This is a genomic window from Gordonia sp. SCSIO 19800 (genome assembly GCF_018132775.1).
GTDB lineage: Bacteria > Actinomycetota > Actinomycetes > Mycobacteriales > Mycobacteriaceae > Gordonia > Gordonia hongkongensis.
Genome location: NZ_JAGRQM010000004.1, coordinates 1 through 24,429, shown reverse-complemented (window position 1 = coordinate 24,429; position 24,429 = coordinate 1). Strand labels below are relative to the sequence as shown.

General features: G+C 65.7%; 19 protein-coding genes and 1 pseudogene. 9 read left to right on the top strand and 11 right to left on the bottom strand.

Going from position 1 to position 24,429, the window contains the following annotated elements; all coding sequences use genetic code 11:
• The first annotated feature begins 240 nt into the window (after positions 1-240).
• A complete protein-coding gene (locus tag KB201_RS05745) occupies positions 241-801 on the top strand; it encodes a peroxidase-related enzyme (RefSeq protein WP_058250954.1) in 561 nt (186 codons plus the stop codon).
• Positions 802-877: 76 nt separating this feature from the next.
• Here the strand turns inward: KB201_RS05745 and KB201_RS05740 are convergent, their stop codons facing one another.
• Positions 878-1,777 (bottom strand): arginase family protein, encoded by a 900-nt coding sequence (locus KB201_RS05740; RefSeq protein ID WP_058250953.1) that lies wholly within the window; start codon positions 1,775-1,777, stop codon positions 878-880.
• Positions 1,778-1,973: 196 nt separating this feature from the next.
• Between KB201_RS05740 and KB201_RS05735 the strand changes: the two genes are divergently transcribed.
• The gene (locus KB201_RS05735; protein WP_058250952.1) at positions 1,974-2,600 is read left to right on the top strand and encodes a TetR/AcrR family transcriptional regulator; all 627 of its coding nucleotides are present in this window, start codon (positions 1,974-1,976) and stop codon (positions 2,598-2,600) included.
• A 28-nt stretch (positions 2,601-2,628) separates the two neighbouring features.
• On the opposite strand, the gene KB201_RS05730 is transcribed toward KB201_RS05735, so the two are convergent.
• Positions 2,629-3,537: a diiron oxygenase gene (locus tag KB201_RS05730; protein ID WP_058250951.1), complete on the bottom strand. Its 909-nt coding sequence runs from the start codon at positions 3,535-3,537 to the stop codon at positions 2,629-2,631.
• 178 nt (positions 3,538-3,715) lie between these two features.
• On the opposite strand from KB201_RS05730, the gene KB201_RS05725 reads away from it, so the two are divergent.
• From KB201_RS05725 to KB201_RS05710, 4 genes are all read left to right on the top strand, one after another.
• Positions 3,716-5,140, top strand: coding sequence for an FAD-binding oxidoreductase (locus KB201_RS05725; protein ID WP_058250950.1), 1,425 nt, complete (start codon positions 3,716-3,718; stop codon positions 5,138-5,140).
• Between the two features lie 65 nt (positions 5,141-5,205).
• Positions 5,206-5,967, top strand: coding sequence for a decaprenylphospho-beta-D-erythro-pentofuranosid-2-ulose 2-reductase (locus KB201_RS05720; RefSeq protein ID WP_058250949.1), 762 nt, complete (start codon positions 5,206-5,208; stop codon positions 5,965-5,967).
• A 46-nt stretch (positions 5,968-6,013) separates the two neighbouring features.
• Complete coding sequence (locus KB201_RS05715) at positions 6,014-8,122, top strand: arabinofuranosyltransferase (protein ID WP_282958889.1); 2,109 nt, start codon at positions 6,014-6,016, stop codon at positions 8,120-8,122.
• Positions 8,123-8,127: 5 nt separating this feature from the next.
• A complete protein-coding gene (locus KB201_RS05710; protein ID WP_211538741.1) occupies positions 8,128-8,907 on the top strand; it encodes an MBL fold metallo-hydrolase in 780 nt (259 codons plus the stop codon).
• A 171-nt stretch (positions 8,908-9,078) separates the two neighbouring features.
• On the opposite strand, the gene KB201_RS05705 is transcribed toward KB201_RS05710, so the two are convergent.
• From KB201_RS05705 to KB201_RS05695, 3 genes are all read right to left on the bottom strand, one after another.
• Positions 9,079-9,756, bottom strand: coding sequence for a hypothetical protein (locus KB201_RS05705; protein WP_211538580.1), 678 nt, complete (start codon positions 9,754-9,756; stop codon positions 9,079-9,081).
• 140 nt (positions 9,757-9,896) lie between these two features.
• A complete protein-coding gene (locus KB201_RS05700) occupies positions 9,897-11,375 on the bottom strand; it encodes an AAA family ATPase (RefSeq protein ID WP_211538579.1) in 1,479 nt (492 codons plus the stop codon).
• Positions 11,376-11,612: 237 nt separating this feature from the next.
• Entirely contained in the window at positions 11,613-12,290 is a 678-nt protein-coding gene (locus tag KB201_RS05695; protein ID WP_211538578.1) for a nitroreductase, read from the bottom strand.
• A 332-nt stretch (positions 12,291-12,622) separates the two neighbouring features.
• Between KB201_RS05695 and KB201_RS05690 the strand changes: the two genes are divergently transcribed.
• Positions 12,623-15,226 (top strand): AMP-binding protein, encoded by a 2,604-nt coding sequence (locus KB201_RS05690; protein WP_078111869.1) that lies wholly within the window; start codon positions 12,623-12,625, stop codon positions 15,224-15,226.
• Positions 15,227-15,398: 172 nt separating this feature from the next.
• Here the strand turns inward: KB201_RS05690 and KB201_RS05685 are convergent, their stop codons facing one another.
• From KB201_RS05685 to KB201_RS05675, 3 genes are all read right to left on the bottom strand, one after another.
• Entirely contained in the window at positions 15,399-15,716 is a 318-nt protein-coding gene (locus tag KB201_RS05685; RefSeq protein ID WP_078111870.1) for a metalloregulator ArsR/SmtB family transcription factor, read from the bottom strand.
• On the bottom strand, positions 15,709-16,191 hold the full coding sequence (locus KB201_RS05680) for an SRPBCC domain-containing protein (RefSeq protein ID WP_078111871.1): 483 nt from the start codon (positions 16,189-16,191) through the stop codon (positions 15,709-15,711). The genes KB201_RS05685 and KB201_RS05680 overlap by 8 nt, the downstream gene beginning before the upstream one ends.
• A gap of 122 nt (positions 16,192-16,313) precedes the next feature.
• Complete coding sequence (locus tag KB201_RS05675; RefSeq protein ID WP_078111872.1) at positions 16,314-17,210, bottom strand: oxygenase MpaB family protein; 897 nt, start codon at positions 17,208-17,210, stop codon at positions 16,314-16,316.
• Positions 17,211-17,350: 140 nt separating this feature from the next.
• Here KB201_RS05675 and KB201_RS05670 point away from each other — a divergent pair, with 140 nt between their 5' ends.
• Positions 17,351-17,923, top strand: coding sequence for a TetR/AcrR family transcriptional regulator (locus KB201_RS05670; protein WP_176455872.1), 573 nt, complete (start codon positions 17,351-17,353; stop codon positions 17,921-17,923).
• Between the two features lie 85 nt (positions 17,924-18,008).
• Here the strand turns inward: KB201_RS05670 and aroQ are convergent, their stop codons facing one another.
• The gene (gene aroQ, locus KB201_RS05665; protein ID WP_058251126.1) at positions 18,009-18,467 is read right to left on the bottom strand and encodes a type II 3-dehydroquinate dehydratase; all 459 of its coding nucleotides are present in this window, start codon (positions 18,465-18,467) and stop codon (positions 18,009-18,011) included.
• A gap of 134 nt (positions 18,468-18,601) precedes the next feature.
• Between aroQ and KB201_RS05660 the strand changes: the two genes are divergently transcribed.
• Positions 18,602-22,030 carry an arabinosyltransferase domain-containing protein gene (locus KB201_RS05660; protein ID WP_058250945.1) on the top strand — a complete coding sequence of 1,143 codons (3,429 nt, stop codon included), beginning with the start codon at positions 18,602-18,604 and terminating at the stop codon, positions 22,028-22,030.
• Between the two features lie 55 nt (positions 22,031-22,085).
• On the opposite strand, the gene KB201_RS05655 is transcribed toward KB201_RS05660, so the two are convergent.
• Positions 22,086-23,792 (bottom strand): HNH endonuclease signature motif containing protein, encoded by a 1,707-nt coding sequence (locus KB201_RS05655; RefSeq protein WP_211538577.1) that lies wholly within the window; start codon positions 23,790-23,792, stop codon positions 22,086-22,088.
• A 424-nt stretch (positions 23,793-24,216) separates the two neighbouring features.
• Positions 24,217-24,429: pseudogene (locus KB201_RS05650) on the bottom strand (IS1380 family transposase); the annotation flags it as partial.

Below are 24,429 nucleotides of genomic sequence, written 5' to 3'. Positions count from 1 at the left end.
CTGCCGAGCCGCGTTCAGCCTGCCAGTGGCAGGGACTCTATATGTGACATCGCACGTTGGCAAGGTCCACCGAACGCCCGCGTCTTGTCTCGACAGCCATCCGACGCGGACCTCCGCCATGAACTCCATGCGTGATGGCCGTGACCCCTTCTTCCGGGGGTGGTGAGTCACGTCGCGAGGCGCGACCATGGGCTCCTCGCGAAGCGAGCAGGGTGCGCCCCTGTGACGGAAGGCCTTGCCATGACCACGAGCCGATTCCCCTTGACCGAACTCGCCGACCTACCGGCTGACCTCCGTGAACGCATCGAACCCATTGCGGAGAAGTCGGGCTTCGTCCCCAACATCTTTCGCGCACTGGGTCACCGCCCGAACGAGTTGCGAGCCTTTCTCGACTACCACGACGTCCTGATGGAGGGCCCCGGTCCGCTGTCGAAAGCCGAACGCGAGCTGGTCGTCGTCGCCTCGTCCGGAGCGAACCGCTGCATCTATTGCGTCGTCGCCCACGGCGCCATCCTGCGCGTGCGATCCAAGGACGCACACCTCTCCGATCACGTGGCAACCAACCCTGCCGGAGCGGTCCTGGATGAGCGTCAGCGCGCAATCGTCGATCTCACCCTCGCCCTGACCAGGACCCCAGAACTGTTCGCGGACAGCGACATGGCCCGCGCCCGGGAAGCGGGGCTCACCGATGACGAGATCTGGGACGTCGGGGCGATCACTGCGTTCTTCGCCGCGTCGAACCGACTCGCACACCTGACGGCGGTGGCACCCAATCACGAGTTCTATTCCATGGGTCGGTGACTCGGGACACGGCCGGATCAGCTCACCGCGGATCGAGCCGGTACAGACACGAGTGAGCGGGTGTCACCACACGAGGCTAGGTGGAGCTCAGTGCCGAAACGAGCACCGACACGAGCCTGGGTATCGCGGTTCGATCTGCCGACGCATGCGCCGGGTCGAGCTGCCCGATCGACATTCCCCAGCAGTCGGGATCTTCTAGCAGCGCGCCGAGTGCCTGTCCGAGTATCGCGATGGTCGGCCCGCTGTTTCGGCCGTTCACGTTCTCGGCGATCGGCGCGTCCAGAAAGTCGAGTACGTCGACATCGAGATGCACCAGGAACGGTCCGGACGCCAGAATCCGGCGGGCGTCGGCGGCCGCACGACGGGGGTCGTCGCAGAGCGCGGTCTGATCGACGACCGCGATTCTGTGTTCTGCAGCCTGTCCGCGTTCCCAATCAGTTGTCTCTCGACTCAGATCAACGCCGAGGTAGACCAGCTCCGACGGCCGCAACAACGGTGTGCGGTACATCAGATCGACCAACTCCGGCGCGGCCCCCTCGAGACCCAGCGCGTGCGCCATCCCCATCCAACTCAGCGAGCCCTCCGTCGTCGAGCGGGGGGTGTTGAGATCCAGATGCCGGTCGATGTAGACGAGCCTGGGCCGTTCTCCGGCACGTGCCATCGCGTCACAGAGTCCGAAGGCGACTGTGCAGCTTCCGCCGAGCACGAGCAGACGTTGGTCAGCTGCGAGCAGGCTCGCCGCAGCGGTGGAAAGCTCGACGAGTGCATCCGCCTCTTCGCCGAGGTTCTGCGCGAACGGTCGCTCACGGTCGGGAAACCACAGCCGTGTCGTCAGATCGCCGGCATCGACGACGTCCGTGCCTGACGCCCGCAGCTGTTCGACGAGGCCGGCAGCTCGCAACGCGCCGGGCGCTCGTTCTACACCCACGCAGTAGGCGCCGGCACTACTGGGCACACCCAGCACCGTCGTTCTCATCGAGTGCCGTCGACTGAGCTGGCGTGAGCTGGCTCCATGGCACCCATCGTCGCAGAACCAATCGCCTGTTGGCCGCCCAGATCGGAATGCAGACCATGAAGATCCGAAGCCGACGTCCTGGCCGACCCGCCGCCCAGCTCGCACATGAGGGCGAGGTCGGGCCACGTCACGAACGCCGTGATCCATAATCGCGAGCATGCAGAAGCCGGCTTGCCCGATCCGACGCCGGACCGCGCCCGAGGTCCGAGAAGCTCTGCTCGTCGCGGCTGTCGCCGAACTCGACGAGGCCGGACCCGAGAACGCGAGCCTGCGTGCGATCGCCCGCCGGGTGGGTATCACGCATCAGTCGGTGGCCCACCATTTCGCCGATCGTCGGGCGTTGTTCACGGCGGTCGCGGTCCGCGGTTTCGACAACCTCCACACCGAACACATGCGTGCTCTCGAGCAACTGCCGGACGACGCCCCGCTCGGCGAGGCCGTCGCCACGCTGGGGCAGGTCTACGTCCGATTCGCGCGTGACAACCGCGCCACGGTCACGCTGATGATGGGCTCACGACTCGTCGACAACAAGGCGCCCGACCTGGTCGCGGCACGGGCGCGCGGATGGGAGTTGCACACGCGCACCGTCTCCGACGCCGCCGACCACGGTTGGGGCGGCGGCGTGCCCGGCAAACTCATCGCCGTCGCAACCTTCGCCATGGCGCACGGCCTGGCCGCACTGGAGACCGACTTCGCCGACCAATTGCCCGACGGCACCGGCATCGAAGACCTGCTCTCGCTGGTCAACGCCGTGATCATCACTCCCCCGCACCAGGATTCGTGATCGCCGGGGGACGTTCGGCATCGGCCCGTCAGAGCATGTGCACCTTGCGGTAGATCCGCGCCGCGGGCCGGGTGAGCAGACCCACCTCGTCGAGGAAGCCCATCAAGTGCGCGCAACCCGAGCGGACCATTGACTGGAAATGGTGGTTGCGGCGCATCTCTCCGACCGCCCGACGGTGGTCCAGACCGGCGTCGGCGTAGGCCTTCGGGCGGACGAGGCTGACGAGGATGTAGGACACGGCCATCGCGGTGATCACCGAACTGAGTTGTCGCCGAATCCAACTGGCGTCCGCCATGGACTGGCGCACCTCCTCTCGCGCGAAACGCATGTGGCGAGATTCCTCGAGGACGTGGATCTCGTTGACGGTGCGCACGAGCGGCAGCACCCGATCGTCACGCATGCAGCCACGCTGCAGCACGTCCAGGACTTCCTCGGCGGCAAGGATTCCGGCGTAGGCGACTTCGCTGCCCGCGACCCGCATGAACAACTTGCCGAAGCGACCCAGGCGCGGATGCGGCGTGTAGCTGGTCCCGGTCAGCTTGTGCGACGTCTTGGCGAACATGAGCGAGTGCCGACACTCGTCGGCGACCTCGGTCAGGGCGAACTGGAACTCCGGGCGATGGTAGTCGCCGAGGTACTGATCGCGGATCACCATCTCCTGCAGCATCATCTCGAACCAGATGCCGATGCTCATGATCGACGCCGTCTCGTGCCGGGTGAGGGCGATCCGCTGCTGCTCGGTCATCTCATTCCAGTAGGCCGTTCCATACAGAGTCGACCACTCCGGGCTGCAGCCGTACTTGTCCTTCTCGAGCGGCGCATCCCAGTCGATCTCGGTCAGCGCATTGCGCGACAACCGCGCGGCAGATGCCAGCAAGCGCTGCGACACCTCGTCGATTCCGTCGTCGGAACGGGTCACATCTCTGAGCGCTTCCATGCCGGGCTCCTCGTCGTGCGCGGTAGTACGTCTGTGATGCATGCCACCACGTATCGTGCCATCAGTCAATGGTGCGTTTCTCGATGGCATCGACGAGCGCTTGGAGGTCATGGGTACGACTCCGCGTCCCCGGCATGACGGTCGGTCTGTGAACCCCGCCCAGGTAACCTCTCTAGCGATGTCTACTGAAGAGTTGCTGCCGATCACGACCCGCAAGCTGGTGGGCTGGTCTCGCACCACCCCGATCGAGGGTCACGTCCTGTCCACGCCGTACCCAGAGGTCATCGCCGAGGCGGTGGCCCGCGTGGCTGACGACAACGCGGACAAGCCGGACTACCTCAAGCGCGGCGTCATCGCCCGCGGACTGGGCCGCTCGTACAACGAGTCGGGCCAGAACAGTGGCGGCCTCACGATCGACATGACCCCACTGACCAGGATTTACGCGATCGACGACGAGTCGGCCACGGTCGACGTCGACGCCGGCGTCTCCCTGGACACGCTCATGCAGGCGGCGCTCCCCCACGGCTTGTGGGTCCCGGTGCTCCCGGGTACCCGACAGGTGACGGTGGGCGGCGCGATCGCCCACGACATCCACGGCAAGAACCACCACAGCCAGGGCAGCTTCGGCAACCACGTCGTCGAGATGCAGTTGCTCGTCGCCGACGGCCGCATCCTCACCCTCACCCCGGGCGGCTCGGCCGACGACCCGAACGGCGAACTCTTCTGGGCGACCATCGGCGGCATCGGACTGACGGGCATCGTGCTGCGCGCCAAGATCCAGATGAAGCGCACCGAAAGCGCCTACTTCATCGCCGACACCGCGCGCACCGGCTCGCTGCAGGAGACCCTCGACCTGCATCTCCAGGACGGATTCGAGGACGGATACGAATACGCCTCGGGCTGGTTCGACACCATCAGCGCGCCGCCGAAGCTCGGTCGCGGCACGTTTTCCCGGGGGAATCTCGCCCGCGTCGACGAACTGCCGGAGAAGTACCGCGACAACCCGCTGTCGTTCAACAACAAGCCACTCGTCCGGTTCCCCGACATCTTCCCGCGCGGGTTGGCGAACAAGCTCAGCTTCTCCGCAGTCGGCGAGGCGTACTACCGGATCGGACCGCCCAGTGAGGGCAAGGTCAAAAATCTCGCGCAGTTCTACCACATGCTCGACGTGTTCGGTGACTGGAACAACGCCTACGGACGCGGCGGTGGTTTCTGCCAGTACCAGTTCATCGTGCCGACCGGCAACGAGGGCGAGTTCACCGCGCTCATCGAGGACATCCAGGCGTCGGGCCATGTCAGCTTCCTCAACGTCATCAAACTCTTCGGCGAGGGCAACCGGGCGCCGCTGAGCTTCCCGTTCAAGGGCTGGAACGTCTGCCTCGACTTCCCGGTCAAGGCCGGCCTCGCCGAGTTCCTCAACGAGCTCGACCGCCGCGTCATGGCGATGGGCGGCCGCCTCTACACCGCCAAGGACTCGCGCACCTCGGCCGAGAACTTCCACGCCATGTACCCGGAGATCGGCGACTGGATCGCGACGCGTCGTCGCATCGACCCCAACCGGGTGTTCATGTCGGACATGGGTCGGCGCCTCGAACTCGCCTGACCGACTGCCCTTTTCGACGCGCCGCACGCGCACCCGACCTGTACGTCACCGAAAGCGAGTACATAATGATCAACGCCGTGGGCGTCCCACAGTCCATCCTGGTCCTGGGCGGCAGCTCCGAGATCGGGCTCGCCATCACCGCGGAGTACCTCAGCAAGGGCCCCGCGCGGGTCATCCTCGCCACCCTGCCGGGTGACCCCACCGCCGCCGCGGCGGTGGAGAAGGCCAAGAACGCCGGCGCCACCGAGGTCACGCAGATCGACTTCGACGCCCGCGCCACCGACACCCACCGGGCGGTCATCGACAAGGCGTTCGCCGACGGTGACGTCGACGTCGCGATCGTCGCCTTCGGCATCCAGGGTGACGACGAGCAGGCCTGGCAGGACCACGGCCTCGCGGTCGCCGAAGCCGAGATCAACTACACCGCAGCGGTTTCCGTCGGTGTTCTGCTGGGCGAAAAGTTCAAGGCGCAGGGCCACGGACAGATCATCGCGATGAGCTCCGTCGCCGGCGAGCGCGTCCGCCGCAGCAACTTCGTCTACGGCTCCACGAAGGCCGGACTCGACGGCTTCTACCTCGGGCTCGGAGAGGCGCTGCGCCCCTTCGGTGCTCGCGTCCTCGTCATCCGCCCCGGCCAGGTCCGCACCCGGTTGTCGGCGCATGTCAAGGAAGCGCCGCTCACGGTCGACAAGGAGGACGTCGGTCGCCTGGCGGTGGCCGCGGCCACCAAGGGCAAGGAGATCGTCTGGGTGCCGGGGCCGTTCCGCTACATCATGATGGTGCTCCGCCACATCCCGCGTCCGATCTTCCGCAAGTTGCCGATCTGATCGCTGAATCGCCCAATCGCTGAACAGCAGAGTCTGAGTGGACGTGATGAACCGACCTGACCCTTCGAGACGTCCCTCCGCAAGCTCCGGGACTCCTCAGGGAGCGGAAGAGGACTCGCCCCCCGCAAGCTCCGGGACTCCTCACGGAGCGGAAGGCGAAGCGCCCTCCGCAAGCTCCGGGACTCCTCAGGGAGCGGAAGAGGACTCACCCTCCGCACCGCAGGGTTCGACGGGCTACGTACGCGCGGTACTGTCGCTGCTGATCGCCGTAGTGGTCGGCGGGTTGGTGTCGATGGCGGGACTGACGGCCATCGGGACCGTCGAGTGGCCGGCGTTCAACTCCTCCAACGTGACCCGGTCGCTGACGACCGCCGGACAGGTGCTGGCGATCGCCATCCTGGTGGTCGCCGCACTGCTCTATCGCTACGGCAAGGGCCGACTGCTGGTGCCGGTGCTGTCGGCGGCCGCGATGTCGGGCTTCGTCACGGTGACCATCGGAATGCCGCTGGGCGCAACACGTCTCTACCTCTTCGGACTCTCGGTCGACCAGGAGTTCCGCACCGAGTACCTCACCCGCATGACGTCGAGCCCGCACCTCGCGGACATGACCTACACCGATCTGCCGCCCTATTACCCGGCCGGTTGGTTCTGGTGGGGCGGCCGGTTCGCGAACCTGCTCGGCCAGCCCGGCTGGGAGGCATACAAGACCTGGGCGATCGTGTCGATGGCGGTGGCCGCGGCCGTCGGCGTCATCTTGTTCATCCGCATGTTCGGCGCCGATCGTGGTGTCGCGCTGGGCCTCGCGGTCACCACCGTCACGTTGCTGTACGCCTCGCCGGAGCCGTATGCGGCCATTCTGGTGCTGATCGGCGTACCCATGCTGATCACGCTGACCTACGCGCTGCGCGGACGAACCCGTGCCGCCGACGGACCCGCGGGTCCGCTCTTCGGCGCGACGAGTTGGCCTGCGGTGGCGGCGTCCGGTGTGTTCCTGGGGATCTCGGCCGCCACCTACACGCTCTACACCGGACTGTTCGCCCTCACAGCTGTCCTGCTGGCCGGTTACTTCGCCGTCCAAGGCTGGCTGAGCGCGTCGAACAAGGCCACTCCGTCGGCCACGGTGACCAGCCGCCGGCGCGGTGTCGTGCTCGCGGTGATCGGTCGTCTGGTCGCCGTCGGGGTCATCTCCGGCCTGATCGCCCTGCTGGTGTGGGCGCCCTACCTGTGGGCACGCCTGACCAACACGCCCGCCAGCGGCGGTACCGCCGAACACTATCTGCCCGAACGCGGTTCGGTGCTGCCGCTGCCGATGTTCGGGCTGAACCTCGTGGGCGCGATCACGATGATCGGCCTCCTCTGGATTCTGCTGCGCTTCCGTACCCGCACCGTCGCCCTGGCCATGGGCGTCACGGTGGTGACGGTCTATCTTTTCTGCCTGCTGTCGATGCTGATGACCGCCCTGGGCACGACCCTTCTCTCGTTCCGTCTCGAGCCGATCCTGGTGGCCACACTGAGCGCGGCGGGCGTCTTCGGTGTCGTCGACCTCGCGCATGCGGCGGTACGGCGCTTCGGCGACGTTCGTGTGGTCGTCGGTGCACTCGCCGTCCTCTCGGCAATCGCGATGGCACAAAGCATCCCGGGTCATCTGGGTACCGAGATCACCACCGCCTACACCGACACCGACGGATACGGCGAACGCGCCGACGCCCGCCCGGCCGGCGCCGAGTCGTACTTCGCGGAGCTGGACAAGCTGATCGGTGAACAGACCGGCCGGCCGCGCACCGAGAATGTGGTCCTCACCGCCGACTTCGGGTTCCTGTCGATCTACCCGTACTGGGGATTCCAGGGACTCACCTCCCACTACGCCAATCCGCTGGCCGAATTCGACAAGCGCGCAGCCGCGATCGAGCGTTGGGCGAAGAGCGAGAACGCCGACCAGCTCGTCGACGCGCTCGACCGATCCCCCTGGACCCCGCCGAATGTCTTCCTGTTCAGGTACAGCGCAGACGGTTACACGCTCCGCCTCGCCGAGGACGTCTATCCCAACGATCCGAACGTGAAGCGCTACACGGTCACCTTCGACCCGGCGGTGTTCGACGACCCGCGCTTCCAGGTCACCGAGCGCGGCCCGTTCGTGCTCGTCGTCCGGAAGTGATGATGATGCGACTCCCGTTCCGTACCGCGCGACCGATGACGATCACCCGGGTCGACGGCGATTCGTCGACAACCCATTTCGTCTCCACCGACGTCGTGAACTGGGTGCTGCTGGAGCAGGACGGCGAGCTGACGCTCATCGACGGCGGTTATCCGGGCCAGGCCGCCCAGGTCGTCGAGTCCATCGAACGGATCGGCCGCAAGCCCGAGGACGTACGTGGCGCGCTCCTCACCCATGCTCACGTCGACCACCTGGGTGGTCTCGTCAAGCTGCAAGCGAAGTATGGGTTCGACGTCTACATGGACCCGGTCGAGGTGGATCACGCGCTGCGCCGTCACCTCCAGCAGGCGAACGCGCTCGATCTCGCCCCGCAGGTGGCGAACCCCCGCCTGTGGGCGTGGCTGGCCAAGACCACTCCGCTCGGCGTCCTCAGTCGTGCGGGTCTCGCCCAGGCGTCGGGGTTCTCCACCGGTGGGCACCGACCGCTCGACCTCCCGGGCGCACCGGTCCCCGTGGCGAGCCCCGGCCACACCGACGGCCACAGCGCCTACCTCGTCGCCGACGGCCGCGCCCTGGTGTCCGGCGACGCACTGGTGAGCGGACACGAGATCTCGTCGATCACCGGGCCGCAGTGCATCCCGTCGCTCTTCCAGCACGACGAACCCACCGCGCGACGCAGCGTCGAACGGTTCACCGAGCTCGATGCCGACATCCTGCTGCCGGGCCACGGCCCGATTCGTCGCGGCGGCGTGGCCGCGGCCGCGCGTGCGGCGCTGTCACGATAAATAAGCGACAGCAGACCTCTTACTGGTTCGCTCCTCTTTCCGGGTCAGCGGGACTTGACCACACTCAGCAAGTCAGGAGGCGATCTCGTACTGTCTATATATAGCCGCTCGTCGCCACCGACAGTCCGACGCGGACAACTTCCGCTCCAGAAAACCCACGGATGTGATTGACTACGATAGAAGACGAAATCCTCCTTCGCAGAAATCTGTTGAACTTGCAGCAGCCGATAGAGTCGCCGACTTCCAAAAATTGGCACCATGCCGCTTGCGAACGCTACGAGCGTCGCGTGCGAGATACTCCTGGACGGCGAGTGCCCCACCATCGGAGAAATAACCCTCTATTGCATCCGACTTGTCGGCCAGCAACTCAACGGCCTCTTCTGCGTAATACATGGCCAATCCGAAACGCTTAAATTGACCTGAGAGTACGTCGAATGTTTCGCTGGACATTTGAGAGGTCTGTGCAACCTCAAAGAAGGGTAGAACTGCGCGATCGACATCGACACGTGCAACCAAAAATTCTTCTTCATATGGAAGATCGTCGAAGTATGCGTGGATGAATGCCTTCCTTCCGTCTAGCGCTTTGTAGTGTTCGGACTTTAGCCTATTGCAGACACCACAGACTGGAATCAAATTCAGTGTTAAAACAGAATATTCTGGGAATATCGTCTTCGGAAGGTAGTGGTCCAGTTCGCTAACATCCCGCAGACCACAAAGACAACACAATCTACTCCGACCCAGAATCGACAATCCGTATTCGGCTAGTGCACCCGACCTCAGAACTCGGTAATTCGACCGCAAAGCAACCGCAGCATCCTCGTCGAATCCTACACTCACCAATGACGTCACAGCCTCTTCCCGGTATTGTTGATACGAGTAAAGGACTCGGCTTCTCACTCCGCGCAGTACGGCTGAAGTATCGACTCCTCGACGAGCAACCAACCGATCGTAGAGATCTGCTTCATCGATAAGCGGGATCGGGAGTGTCCTCACTGACCCTCCCGGCGCATTGCACGCATGGCCAGCGCTCGAGCTTGACTCGCCATTCCGAGAGGAAACAACTCCTCGATAGCGTCGATGCTCATACCCTGAGCCAACTCGCGAATAACGGCCCGGTAGTCCGAGACCGAATTGTCGAGACCGAAAGCTTCGTTTGTAAGTTCGCCTAGACCCGCCCCGAAGGTTTCGAGCTGCGGGCCAACCGCCCGAATCCCGCCGCCGAAGCGCTCAATAACCTGAACGTCCTTAGCTGGCACCTCCTGCAGCACGACCGGACTATGCGTTGCGACTATGAGATACGAGTCAAAGGCCTCCAGCAACCTCTGGATTCCTCGCAGCAGAGATGCGAGTAGCGGAGGATGGAGGTGGGTCTCCGGCTCGTCGATCAAGACGAGAGACCTCCTACGAAGGTGTGCAGCCAACTGAACCACAATATTCGCAACGATCTTCTGGCCCGCACTCAAGCGAGATACTATATTTTCCGGTATTACCCCGACCTGAACCCAGTCAGATAAGTTCAAACCGACCCGCCCGAAGGAAGGATCGCTGTCTATATCTGCGAGTGCCCGCTCCAGCGCATGCACGTCTCTGCTACAGGCAAGACTAAATGCGGAGGTTAGCTCCGAGTCGATCTCGGGAATGGATTTCAGCTGCAAGCTCGCTTTACCGTTCTCGAGCCGCCGTAAGCCGCAGTATGTGTACCCGAAGCTGGTAGTCGACGCCCGGTCCTTGTCGGCGACCAGCGGGAGTTCGAACGTGTCAAATGCACTATAGGACACTGCAATAACCGCACCAAATGTAGATTGGGGTGTGCTGGAAGGTACGGGATCGCCATTTCCCACCTTGCTAGTCTCGCGAGCGATTTCTGCCAAGAGACGAGTCTTTCCCACACCGTTGTAACCGATCAACACTTTGCATCGACCAGGCAAGGGGCCTGTGTCATCAAAATCGAATCGTACTTCGGTCTGCAGGTCTGAACTACTGTGCACCAGACCGGACCTACCTACGGTTGGCGAAGGTCCGCCAAAGAGAGACCGTGCTGCCCGTAAGGTGTGCTCAGCTTGACCGAACCTGAGAATTGAATTCTGCCAACCCTCTTCACCTCTAAAGGCCGCAACGATCGATAAGTCAGTAGCCGCGTCGCGCATGAACTTCAGAAACTGCGCCCGTTCCCGCTCAGGCAGTAAAAGCAGTTTTTCATAATACTCAATATCTTGTCCGAGTGAACAGTATCTTTCGTCTAATGCGGTGAATTGCGGACTGTCAAAGGGAGTGGGTCCGCCGTCCATTCCCGCTCGGAGAATCTTGACGCTCCCAAGCTCGACTGACTCTTGCCCAGGAATCAACACTTCGGCATCGAATAAAGTCTTGAACCCGAAGTCGTCCCAATTGTCGCGTCGAAGCACAACAAGTGTTTCGAAGTATCTGCTGGGCGGGTTGTCAAATCTATCCACGACGCGGATTTTCATTCCACTGCTCTCGTTTCCCGAGGATGTCTTGTGCAATTTCGAGCGACTGCTAACTAGTGCGCAGATCAGGCTGTACTGACTCATATGCAGCTAGCCTCGAAGCCAGGCTACTGAGAGTATGGCACCTTTAGTTCTCGGACACGTGCGATGTTTCGGGTCTGCCGGGAGACTGACACACTACGTTCAATTGACTCCTGCGCAACTGGCTCTTTGCAAGCCCTGGGAGGCAGAACGTTACTACTCGAAACCGATAAATCTCGCGGCCTCGGCGACCGACTTGCGTTCGGAGACCACCGCATTGGCCGGGAAGGTCTCATCCGGCCAGCCGAGCGCGATGCTCTTCATGATCACCTGATCGTCGGGGATGCCGGCGTGCTCGCGAACCACGGGCGACTGCATGATGCCCTGGCTGTTGATGACCGCGCCGAGACCGCGCGACCAGGCGGCGTTGACCAGCGCATTCGAGACCGCGCCGCAATCGAACGGGGTGTCGTCGCTGCCGTCGAGGATGCGGTCGTAGGTCACGATCACACAGACCGGCGCGTCGAACTGACGGAACCCCCGCAGCACCCAGTCCTGCCGCATCTCCATGTCCTCGCGGGCGATGCCCATCGCGCCGAACAGTTGCTTCGCAACCTGGACCTGACGGTCGCGGTGCGTCCCGGTGAACTTCTCCGCGCCCGTCCGGAACTCTCGCGAATGGGGAACGCCGGCCAGGTTGCGCTCGGTGTTGCCCGCGCGGATGCGATCCAACGGTTCACCCGTGATCACGTGGAAGTTCCACGGTTGTGTGTTCATCGACGACGGGGCTCGCATGGCGAGGGTGAGGATCTCCTCGATGAGCTCTCGAGGCACGGGGTCGGAGGTGAACCCGCGGGTGCTGCGACGTCCCAGAACCACTTCGTCGTACTGCATCGTCGATCTCTCCTCGCACGCCTCGAACAGCCCCGTCGTCGCGGACGGCGATGCAGCGACCACACCGTCCGACGACCGGTGAACACGTTACCGCCGACCGGCCGGATGTCTCCGCTTCCCGTGTCATGCCCGGCCGACCGGACCGCATCCCCGTGCTCCCACCCCGCTCCGATCGTGCTCCTTCGCACGACTAAGGGTAGGCTTGCCAGGCAAGCTGTCGGGGCCGGAGGAGGGGCCGAGTCCCGCGCGGCGTGGCACCGTTGCCCGGGCTGAGAGTTCCGTGGCCCGTCCATGACCGTCGACGTTTCCCGCCTCCGCGGAAGTTTGAGGACATGAACAGCCATAACCCTCCCGAAGTCCGGGCGACTCCCACCGGCGCCACGGCCGTCACCGACCTTCCGGGCGTCGACGCCGCCGACACCGCCGCGGCCCGATGGCGAGCCGTCGCCGCGGTACGTGGTGAGGCCGTCGCACTCCAGACCCCCGAGCAGTCGATCACGTTCGCCGACGCCGCCTCCCGGGTCGACGACCTCGCGCGCACGATCGTCGCCACCACCGATCCGGGCCGACCCGTGGCGGTGGAGATCGAATCCGACATCGACTCGGTGATCGGGATGCTGGCGGTGCTGTGTTCGGGACGCCCCCTCGTCCTTCTCGACCCGTTCCTGCCGCCGGATCGACGCGACGTCGTGCTCGAACGGTCCGGTGCCCATGTCCTGGACACCGCAGCCGATGCCCGAGAACCAGATCAGTCGCGTATCGCGGACCAGCCCGGCCCGAACGATCCGGCGGTCCTGCTCTTCACGTCGGGCTCGACCGGCACCCCCAAAGGCGTGGTGCTGGCGCAGAAGATGCCGGTCAATCACGCCCGGGACGGCCGTCGCTTCCTCGGCATGCGACCCGACGACCGCGCCGTCGTCCTGCTACCCCTCAGTTTCGGCGGCGGCCTCGACGCGCTCGCGATGAGCTTGCTCAACGGGTCGACCATGCTGCTCTGGGATGTCCGCCGCCGCACCACGACCGGGCTTCGGGACTGGCTTGTCGCACAGGAGGCGACCACCGCGCACTGCACCCCGTCGCTGCTGCGATCCTGGCTGGGTGAGCTGTCGGCCGACGACGCCGTCGAATTCCTGCGACTGCTGTCCACCTGCGGTGAGCCGACGCACCGCGCCGACATCCAGCTGGCCCGCGACACGATCCTGACCGACGGAGTCTTCTGTTGCTGGGCAGGCGCATCGGAGGTCGGCAACCTGGCCTTCAACCTGTTCCCGCCCGAGCGGGACGTCGAGCCCGGCGCCATCCCCGTGGGCGTGCCGGCGTCGGACAAGCACGTCCGGATCGTCGACGCGGACGGCAACGACCTGCCGGTCGGCAGCACGGGCGAGGTCATCGTCGAATCCGCCCATGTAGCGTCCGGTTACCACCAGGATCCAGAGCTGACGGCGACGCGCTTCATCGAGTTGCCCGACGGCCGGACACGATATCGCACCGGCGATCTCGGACGCTTCGACGAGTCCGGCGAACTCGCGCTCCTCGGCCGCAGCGATGACGCGATCAAGATCCGCGGGTACCTCGTCGAACCGCTCGAGGTGGAAGCCGCCATCCGCGCGCTGGCCTGGACCACCGACGCGGTCGTCACCGCCAACCGCGACGAGGCACGGCTCGCCGCCCACGTCGCCGTGGACCCCGAGAAGTGGTCACCCTCCCCGGCCGAGATCCGGCAGGAGCTCGGGAAGACGTTGACCCCGTGGATGATTCCGCGCGACATCATCGTGCTCGCCGAACTCCCGCGCAACGAGCGCGGCAAGGTGGATCGGGCGGCCCTGCCACCTCCGCCCGCACGTCCGGATCACGAACCGCCCCGTGGGATGACCGAGATGGCGCTGCACCGGTTCTGGTGCCAGATCCTCGGACTCGAATCCATCGGCCGCAACGAGGATTTCGTCGAACTCGGCGGCGACTCGCTGGCCGCCGCGAAGATGCTGGCCGAGGTGCAGCATCACCTCCAACTGGACGTCAACACCGCGATGCTCGCCGAGGCGCCGACCATCGCGCTGTTCGCCCAGCGCATCGAGTCGGCCGCGAAGGAGCGGTCGGCGAACGCCTCGGGGGCTACCCTCATCCCGCTGCGGCAGGGCACGGGCCGGCCGATCTTCCTGGTGGCCGGCGCCGGCAGCCTGGCGACCAGCCTCACCCCGGTCGTCCGAGCACTGCAGACCGACCGGCCCATCTACGCGATCCAGTCGCGTGGCGTCGAAAAGCGCGGCCGCGCTGATCATTCCGTGCGGGCGGCGGCACGACGCGCGATCGCCGACATGCGATCGGTCCAGCCCGGCGGCCCGTATCAGGTCGGTGGATACTCGCTCGGCGGGTTCGTCGCGATGGAGGTCGCGGCGCAGCTGACCAAGGCAGGCGAAACATGCGATCCAGTCGTCGTTCTGGACTCGCTCTTCGACCCGGCACTCGCCAAGCGGGTTCGTGGTGAGAAGGTCGGGATCGTCGGACGCCTGCGCGCGCTGGGCGGCGGTGCCCGCGACACCGCCCTGCCCGACCGCACCGGGGACGACCCCACCCCCGCCCGCGAACCACTTCCACAGCGAATCGTGAAAGAGCTCGCTCTGGCCGCCCTCGTCCCCACTGCCGGGATGGTCGAGCTCCCGACGCCGGTGCAGTGGATCGTGTTCTTCCGGTTGGGCACCAGGATGATTCGCCGGTACCGACCCCGGGAGTACGCGGGTCCCTTCGGCGTCATCCGCGCCCGCACCAACCCCGACGACCCGGACCTGTGGCGGCGGATGTCGACCGGTGCCGTGACCTTTCACGACGTCTCCGGCGACCACATCTCGATGATCCGCGCACCCCACGCCGCCGACACCGCCAGGGCGATCGACGAGGTGATCAGCTCCGCCGCTCCCTCCGCTACAGCCGCTCCCTGATCCGAAAGAACGACCCGCCCCCTGCTCCCTGAGCTGAGGAGCGCCCGGAGCATGCGAGCGTCACCCCCTGCTGGCGCGCTCACGGAGCGGGGGTTGGCCGCGCTCAGGGAGCGGGGGGTTGGCGCAGGAAGCGGGGGCTGGCGCAGGAACCAGAGGGTTTGCGGCCGACGGCTCAGCCCTTTTCGGCGCGGAGTTTGATGTCGTTCAGACGGCGGTCCCAACCACGGCCGATGGTGTCGAGCCGATGGGCAACCCGCGACAACTGTGCACCTACGGCTTCGTAACGGATCTCGCGGCCGACACGTGAGGACGTCACCAGTCCCGCCTCGGTGAGGACCCGAAGGTGTTTCGCGATCGCCTGCCTGCTGATCGGGAGTTCGGCCGCGAGATGGGACGCGGACGCGGGTTCCGAACCCAGTCGCGTGAGGATCTGCCATCGGCTCTCGTCGGACAGCGCGGCGAAGACCTCGACGGGAGCGACGTCAGGCATGCACGCCGCCGAGATGTGTTCGGGCCAGCTCGAGTTCGATGGTCCATCCCTCGTTGTTGCCGTCGAACCGTGCGCGTCGCTCCGCTTCCGTTCCCGGCAGCGACGAGAAACCGGACTCCACGACCTTGAGGAGCACGCCGGAGTCCGCCGGCGTGATCCAGAACTCGACGAGCGTCGAATCCGATTGCGGATCAGCGGCATCGGCGAGCCATCGAAACGCCGCGTAACGCGGCTCGTCGAGTTCGACGGTGCGGAAGGTGAAGGCGCCGTGGACCGGGTCGTGGATGGTCGACAGGTCGCCGTCGCGTTCGATCCGGTGCTCGGTGATCGCCTTGTCATTGATGAACCATCCCGGTTCGCTGACCAGAGACCAGACCCGGTCGGCGGGTGCGTCGATCGAGATCTCGCGCTCGATCCGGTCGAACTCGGCTGTCGCCGAGGCGGTCACGTCGTGGGTTTCGGTGTTGTCACTCATCGTTGCTCCCCATGCTGCGGATTTCTTACTGCAACCCAATGGTTGCACTAATGCCTCCCTGGCGCAACGGTTCGGAGCGAACGAAGCGACCTGCTCCGCGGATACGAGATGCGCAGACCGGACTAACTTCCCGTCGACGCCGTTTGCTGTACAGGCTCGGCCGCGAGGTGTTGGACCGGGCAGCCACCCGCGAACGTGCCCAGCTTCTCGATGTCGAAACCGTTCGGGTAGCTGCGAATTCGCTGCATCTCGGACACGTACTGCGGTGTGCGACGGGCCGGCAGGGCCGCCACGACGCGGGCACGCGCCTTGAGTCCACCGATCGACAGCAACCTCGCGACACGTCCGGGCCGCCGGTAACCGAACGACTCGAGCAGCGCGTCATCCATCAGCGATCGACTGAAGATGTCGATCGCCGGCGCGAGCGGCTTGGGATAGAACGACGCGAGCAGGCCCTTGGTGGCATCGGCGACGCGGCGACCACCGTCATCGAAAGCGAAGTGCTCGCTTTCGTAGCCGTCCATCAGGACCTCGAAGGCGTGGTAGTCCTCGGGGATCTCCTTGATCCCCATGTGGCGCCCGAGGGTCCGGTAGTAATTCACCGACGCGGTCACCTCGTCGTCCGTCAGCTTCCGCCAGCCGTAGTCATCGATCCACTGCTTCGGCACGACCACGAACGTCGACAGGACGTAACGCATGTCGTCGTTGGAGATGTCGTACATGCGATGCATCTGGTTGATGCGCCGAATCGCGGACTTGCCCCGACTGCTGTCGAAACCGTCCAGAAGCGGCACCTCCAGCAGAAGCGAGGTGTCGTCGTAGCGCTTCTGGGTCTCGGCCGTGAACGCACGCGTCTCGTCGAGCAACCGGCCGATGCTCGGTACCGCGTACGTGCGGAAGAGGGCGAAGCTGAGTGCCTGATTGATGTCCCACGGGAAGTCGAAGGTCGACAGGTTCCGATAGATCTCGTGAAACTGTGTCTCCGGATCCAGCCCCCGGTTACGTGTCGCCTTACCCATCACATGTCCTCCTCGGTGAGTGCCACGTCACTGTAAGTCAACTTATAGAAATGTGCAAGGGGTCACATTTTGGATATGAGAGCCGCAAGCTTGTGAGCACCCGGACGTCGACCTCGACATTCGTGCAGCACACTGGACCCATGGCCACCGGTAAGAGGGCGCAGCCGTCGGAGTACATCCAACGGCGTTATCTCGACGCTGGGCTGGCCATCCTCACCGACCACGGTCATGCCGGTCTGAAATTGGCGGCGATCTGCGAGGCGACCGGGACAACCACCGGGAGCTTCTATCACGCATTCGGCAACTGGGCCGATTATCGATCCGCTCTCATCCGTCACTGGCGCGACGAACAGAGCCAGCGACTGATCGCCGGTGCTCGCGACATCGCCGACCCACGGGAGCGACTCGACGCCCTCACCGACATCGGTCTGCAGCTGTCACACGCGACCGAGGCCGCGATCCGCGTGTGGGCCGCGCACGATCCCGAGGTGCTCGCCATTCAGCACACCGTGGACCGAGAGCGTCGAGACATCATCGCGGCCACCTACGACGAGGTGCTCCACAACCGCGAGGAGGCCGAGGAGTTCGCCACTGCGGCAATGTATCTGCTGATCGGCTTCGAGAGCGGCACGCTGGATTCGCACCAGGCACTGGTCAGGGGTTTCCGCACGATCCTCGACCGCGCTCTCGAATCATCCTCCGGATCATCATGACTCGACTCGCCTCTAGGCCCCGTCGGCGGTCAAAACGCGCACAGTCGACGAGAAACTGCGCCCAGTCGACGACGCGCCGGGTTGGTCAGCCGACCAGATCGACGAGCCGGCGGATCGCGAACTCATAGCCGCGGATGCCGTAACCGGCGATCACCCCGGCGGCGATCGGTGACACATAGGAGTGATGCCGGAATGCCTCGCGCCGATGGACGTTGCTGATGTGCACCTCGAGGATCGGGACATCGGGGACGACGAGCGCATCGGCGAGGGCGACCGAGGTGTGTGTCCATCCCCCGGGGTTGATGACGATGCCGCTGATCTCGCCGACGGATTCGTGGATCCAGTCGAGCATCTGCCCCTCGTGATTGGTCTGCGCCGCGCGTACACCGAAACCGAGCTCGGCGGCGGTGCGCTCGGCCAGGTCGACCACGTCGGCGAGGGTGTCCGAGCCGTAGACGGCGGGCTCCCGGGTGCCGAGGGTGTTCAGGTTGGGGCCGTTGAGCAGCAGGATCGGCAGACGGTCGGGCACCTCGGCGTCGGACATGGCATTCACCATACTGGCCCTGACCTGGCGATCGGCGGTCATGCGTCGCCGCGGCGCGGCCTTTGACACCCGCCCGTGGTGCCCGCACCGCCGCCCACCGGGGCGGGACATCCCAACGGCTACCATCTCTCTTTGTGCCAGCGCAGACCGTTCGACGAGCGAGGATCGTCGCCATCGTCACCGGTCTGCTCGGGTTCCTGCTCGCTCTCGCGACCCCACTCATGCCGGTGTCGCAGCGAACGGCCGAAATCGACTGGCCGCAGAACGGTCAGATCGGTTCGGTGTCGTCCCCGCTGATCGGTTACACGCCCGTCGACCTCGACGTCTCGATTCCCTGCACTGCCGTGAACGACCTGCCGCCCGGTGGATCGGTGCTGCTGTCCACCACGCCCAAGCAGGCACCGAAGTCCGGTGAGCGCGGCCTGTTCATCCGCAAGACCGGTGCTGCCGATGCGCCCCTGGACCGGCAGGGCGTCGAGGTGGTCATCCGCAACGTCTCGCTCGTGTCGGCGACGCTGCAGGACATGCGCGACCAGGGGTGCCGCGAGATCGTCGTGCACGCCGATTCCGACGCGGTGACCGCCGAGTTCGTCGGCATGACGAGCGGCACCAGGAACGAGGACGGTGAGGACGAACCACTCGCCGGCACGACCGAGGACAAAGAGGCCTTCAAGTACTCGTCCGACCAGCGCCCCCAGGTGACCGGCCTCTTCACCGATCTCGCCGGGCCGGCGGCCGACATCGCGGGACTCGACGCCCACGTCACCATCGATTCGCGCTACAACACTGCGCCGACCATCTCGAAGTGGCTGGTCGTGATCGTCGGAGTGGCGTCGACGCTGCTGGCCCTGTCCGCTCTGGCAGCACTGGACTCGACGGACGGCCGGCGACATCGTCGGATCTTCCCGGCACGGTGGTGGCGGCTGAATGCGCGCGACTATGTGGTGATCGGCGCGCTGATCGTGTGGCACATGATCGGGCCCAACACCTCCGACGACGGTTACCTCCTGACCATGTCGAGGGTGGCTCAGGACAGCGACTACACCGCGAACTACTTCCGCTGGTACGGCGCACCCGAGGCACCGTTCGGCTGGTACTACCAGGTCTTCGGACTGCTCAGCCACGTCTCCGTGGCCAGTCCGTGGATGCGTCTGCCCGCACTGCTGTGCGGAATCCTGGTGTGGCTCATCGTGAGTCACGAAGTTCTTCCCCGCCTGGGACGTGCCGCACTGACCCGCCCGATGGTCGCCTGGACGGCGGCGTTCGCGTTCCTCGCGTGCTGGTTCCCCTTCAACAACGGCCTACGGCCCGAACCGATCATCTGCCTGGGCGCCCTGCTGACCTGGTGTTCGGTCGAACGGGCCATCGCCACCGGTCGCATGCTGCCGGCCGCCGTCGCGTGCCTGATCGGAGCGTTCAGCATCGCCGCCGGCCCGACGGGCCTGCTCGCGGTGGCGGCACTGATCGCCGGCGCACGCCCGATGATCATGGCGCTCATCAAGCGGGCCCGCGTCGTCGCCGAACTGTCCTCAACAGACACCGAATCCGCAGGATCGGCATCCGGCGATCCCGAGACCGCCGACCGCGATCGCAAGCGCTCGCTGCGATGGTCGTTCGTGGCGCTCATCGCGCCGATCCTCGCCGCCGGCACCTTCGTCGTCTTCGTCGTGTTCTCGAACCTGACCCTGCGGTCGTTCGTCGAGGCGTCGAGCATGAAGTCGGCGCTCGGGCCGTCGATGAGCTGGTACAACGAGATCGGTCGTTACTCGGCGCTCTTCGCCTTCTCCGCCGACGGTTCCATCGCCCGTCGGTTCGCGGTACTGGCCATGATCCTGGGGCTGGTCGTCTCGGCGGCAGTGCTCGTCCGCAAGAACCGCATCCCCGGCACCGCCATCGGCCCGACCCGCCGCATCGTCGCGATCACCTTCGCATCGCTGGTGTTCCTCATGTTCACGCCCACCAAATGGACGCACCACTTCGGCGTCTTTGCCGGAATCGCGGCCGCCCTCGCCGCGATCGCGGCCATAGCCGCCAGCCAGCAATCCATGCACTCGAGGCGAAACCGCACCCTGTTCTGCGCGCTCGTCCTGTTCATCGGCGGTCTCGCCTTCACCGCGCCGAACTCGTACTACTACTACTCCGCGTGGGGCATGCCGTGGGGCGTCGAGCAGGTCAAGATCGGCGGCATCATGCTCGGCAGCGTGCTGCTCTACGCCGCGCTCGCTCTGCTGTTGGTCGCGCTGTGGTTCCACTTCCGTGAGCCGTTCACCGGGACCGATCCGCACGTCGAGGAATCCACCGGCGCCGACGCCGCGCATCAGCGGTGGTACCGACGACTGGTCGCCTCGATGGCGGCCGCCCCGCTGGCCTATCTGGCGATGGCGGTGGTCGTCTTCCAGATCGTCACCGCGATCTTCGCCGGAATCCACCAGAGCTCGTCGTACTCGGTACCCCGGTCCAACTTCGCCGCCGTCGCCGGCAACCCGTGCGGGATGGCCGACAAGGTCTGGGTGGAGTCCGACCCCGACCGCGACATGCTCCGCCCGGTCGACCCGACGCTGCCCAACCCTCTCGGCGGACCGCCGCCCGCACCGGGCAGCGCGCCGTCCACCTCGGGATTCTTCCCCAACGGTGTGCCGACAGCACTCGAGTCGACGGCCAGCGAGGGGTCGCTGGGTGTCCTGTCCGGCGACGTCTGGCAGTCCCCCGACATCGTCAACTCCAACCCCGGCGGCACCGGCGGCGGCGAGATCGCCGAACCCGGGATCAACGGCAGCACCGCAGCGCTCCCGTTCTTCCTCGATCCCGGCTCGACCCCGGTCATGGGCAGCTACTCCAAGCTCGACCAGGTCCCGGCCCGCCTCACCTCCGGGTGGTATGCGCTTCCGACGGATTGGCGGGACCGCCCGCTGCTCACGATGTCGGTGGCCGGCGAGTACGACAACCCGAACGTGATGCTCGAGTACACCGCGGACCCCATCGGTCCCGACACCCGCGACGCCGACCTCGAGGCCGCCGGAGAGACCGAACTGATCGATCCCGGCCCACGGCCGTCGTGGCGCAACCTCCGCTACAACACCGACGAGCTGCCGTCGGACACCACCGCCGTGCGGATCGTCGCCACCGACGACAACCTGGCCGAGGACCGGTTCATCGTGCTCACCCCGCCGCGGATCCCGCAGATGGACACCCTGCAGGACGTCGTCGGCAGCACCGACCCGGTCCACATCGACTGGACCTCGGGCCTGGCGTTCCCGTGCCAACGTCCGTTCACCCACGACGTCGGGGTCGCGGAGATCCCGAAGTGGCGCATCAAGCCGGGCTCGGATCTGGCGGCTGCGGTGTCGGCGTGGCAGAACCGCTTCGGCGGCGGTCCGCTCGGCTGGCTCGAGGTCTCCCAGCAGGCGACGGCGGTGCCGACCTATCTGATGGCCGACATCGGACGCGACTGGGGCGCCCTCGAACGCTACGAACCGTACGGCGACGTCGACACGCTCGCCGAGATCGAGACCGGCACCGCCACCCGCAGCGGACTGTGGAGTCCCGCGCCGTTGCGGCACTGACGGTTAGGCGGCCCGGTCGCCGCGGTGGTAGTCGGCGAGGCGATCTGCTTTGCCGTCACCGGTGGTCGGTGAGTATGCGTGCGAGTTCTGCTTCGACCGGGGTCAGCGGTGGGCTGGTGAGGTGCTCCGGCGGTGTTCGCGGATGGACCAGTTCGCGATAAGCGAGTTCGAGACGGAGGCCGCGGTCGCCGTAGCCGACGGCGTCGGGGCGCCCGCTGCTCCCTGAGGAGCGCCCGGAGCTTGCGGAGGGCGCGTCACGAAGGGTTGGGCGCGACTCATCGCCGGGCCTGGTGGCAGGTCCGTGGATCTCGTTGCGCACGGTGTTCAGATGTTCTGCGAACCGCCGGGGTATGTCGGGTCGGCGGTTGAGGTGTTCGGGGTTGAACGGGGCGCCGGGTTCGGCGTTCAATCGCCAGGCGCAGCGGCCTTCGTCTGGCCCGGACCGGACGATCCGGGTGGTGTACTGGCCGGGTTGGTCGCCGACCATGCGGTTGTGGCGGGGACAGGCGGGTGCGAGGTCATCGATGTCGGTGAGACCGCCCTTGGCCCAATCTTTGTGGGCGTGATGAAGCTCGATGTGGGTGGCGGGCTGATCGCAGCCGGGTGCCGAGCACACTTCCCCGTCGGGACGGGCGAAGGAGACGAGTCGTTGTTCGCGGGTGGCCAGACGTCTGCCGCGCCCGAAGTGCAGCGGCACAGCGGTGGCGTCTTTGAAGATCGCCAACCACGGCTGGACGTCACCGGCCATCGCGATCAGGTCCCGGACGGGAAGCAGGGTGCCGGTGGCGGTGGTGGCGAGTCCGGCTTCGCGGACGAGGTCGGAGAGGTCGGTTTTGATGATCAGCTGCACGGGCAGGCCGCGATGCGAGGTGCCGAGTGTGCCGTCGGCGAAGCCTGCGGCCAGGGCGGCGTCGAGGGCGTCGTGATTCGTTTGGGCGAGAGTGCGACCGTCGCGGTCGGCTGCCGAGGCCAGGGCGTCGGGGTCGGCGGTGCCGGCCGGTCCGGACGGTGAGGCGGGGTCGTCGGGGTTGTTGAGTCCGGGTTTGCCCCACACGGCGAACATCATGGTGAGCCGGGCGGCGAGTGCGGGGGTCAGGGTGCCCGATATTTTGGCGGTGCCGTCGGCTCGTTGGCGGCCGATCCACAGGCCGCGGCGTCGTTTCTGGTCGGTGTCGTCGGTCAGTGTGCCGTCGGGGTCGAGGTGGGCGAGCAGGCGGGCACCGAGTTGGGTGATGTCGGCGGGGGTGTGGGCTTCGGCGATCTCGGCCATCTGTCGTTCGGCGGCGACCTTGATGTCGTGGTCGACGGCGACCGGGATGCGGTCGAGGACGTCGAGGGTGGCTTGTACGTGGGCGGAGCCGACAGCTCCCGCGGCGAACGCCTCGGCGAGGCAGGGGTGTTCGGGTGGTAGGACCTCGCCGCCGAGGCTGGTGCGGGTGGCGGTGGCGTCCATCTGCTTACGGCGCCGCATCGGGTTCGAGACTCGTAGCCGGTGTGTCATGTACTGCATGAGTGTTCGGCACCCGGCTTTTCGGGGCAGGTCGCGAGCCTCGACCTGATCGATCTGCCGGTCACCGGCAACGGTCAGACGCGCGATGGCGCGTTCGGTCTCCGCGGCCACCTCAGCGAGTTCGGCATCGGTACACGGCGACAGGTCTACGGTCTGCAATTTATCGAGGGTGCGGTGGAGATCAGCCACCAACTCAACGGCACGCGGTTGCGGCGCTGTCGAATCGCCACCGACGCGTGTGGTGTCGGACATGACGGTCACCTCCCCCGAGAATCCGTGCCGCGAATGTACGTTCGACTGTACACGAGATAGGGGCAATCGGCAGCTCGAAATACGTTGTCCAACAGAATCTTTGCTACGCGGAGTCGCCACCGTCGATTGTCGGTGGTTGCTGGTAGTGTCCGCCTCCGAGCAAGAACTGTGCGGTCTTTGCGGTGCGGGACCCTTCGTGACGCGCCCTCCGCAAGCTCCGGCCGCTCCTCAGGGAGCAGGGGGTTGACGCGCCCTCCGCAAGCTCCGGCCGCTCCTCAGCCTGAATCCGTGGAAGGGGTTTCAGGTGGGGTGGGTTGGGGCGCGTGATCGTCTGATTGTGTTGTGGGCGTGTGGTATTCGCTGACCTGTGTCAGCCTTTTCACTGGGGTTCCTTGGTGGTGGGTGGGGGGGTGTGGTTGGTAGGTCAGGGAGTATGCACTGCGGCCCACAGCGTGGTGAAGGCGTGTTGGGTTGGCCAGTGTCGGGGTAGGTGCAGGACCGGTGTTCGTGCTGGTCGCGCTAGTCGGGCGGGTACCGCGATGAGTGTGCGGCGCAGCGTAGCGCCCCGCGCGGCCCGCAGTCTGGGGGTGTTGGTGAGTGCGGCGAGGGTGCGCATCAGGTTGTGGCTGATCGCGGT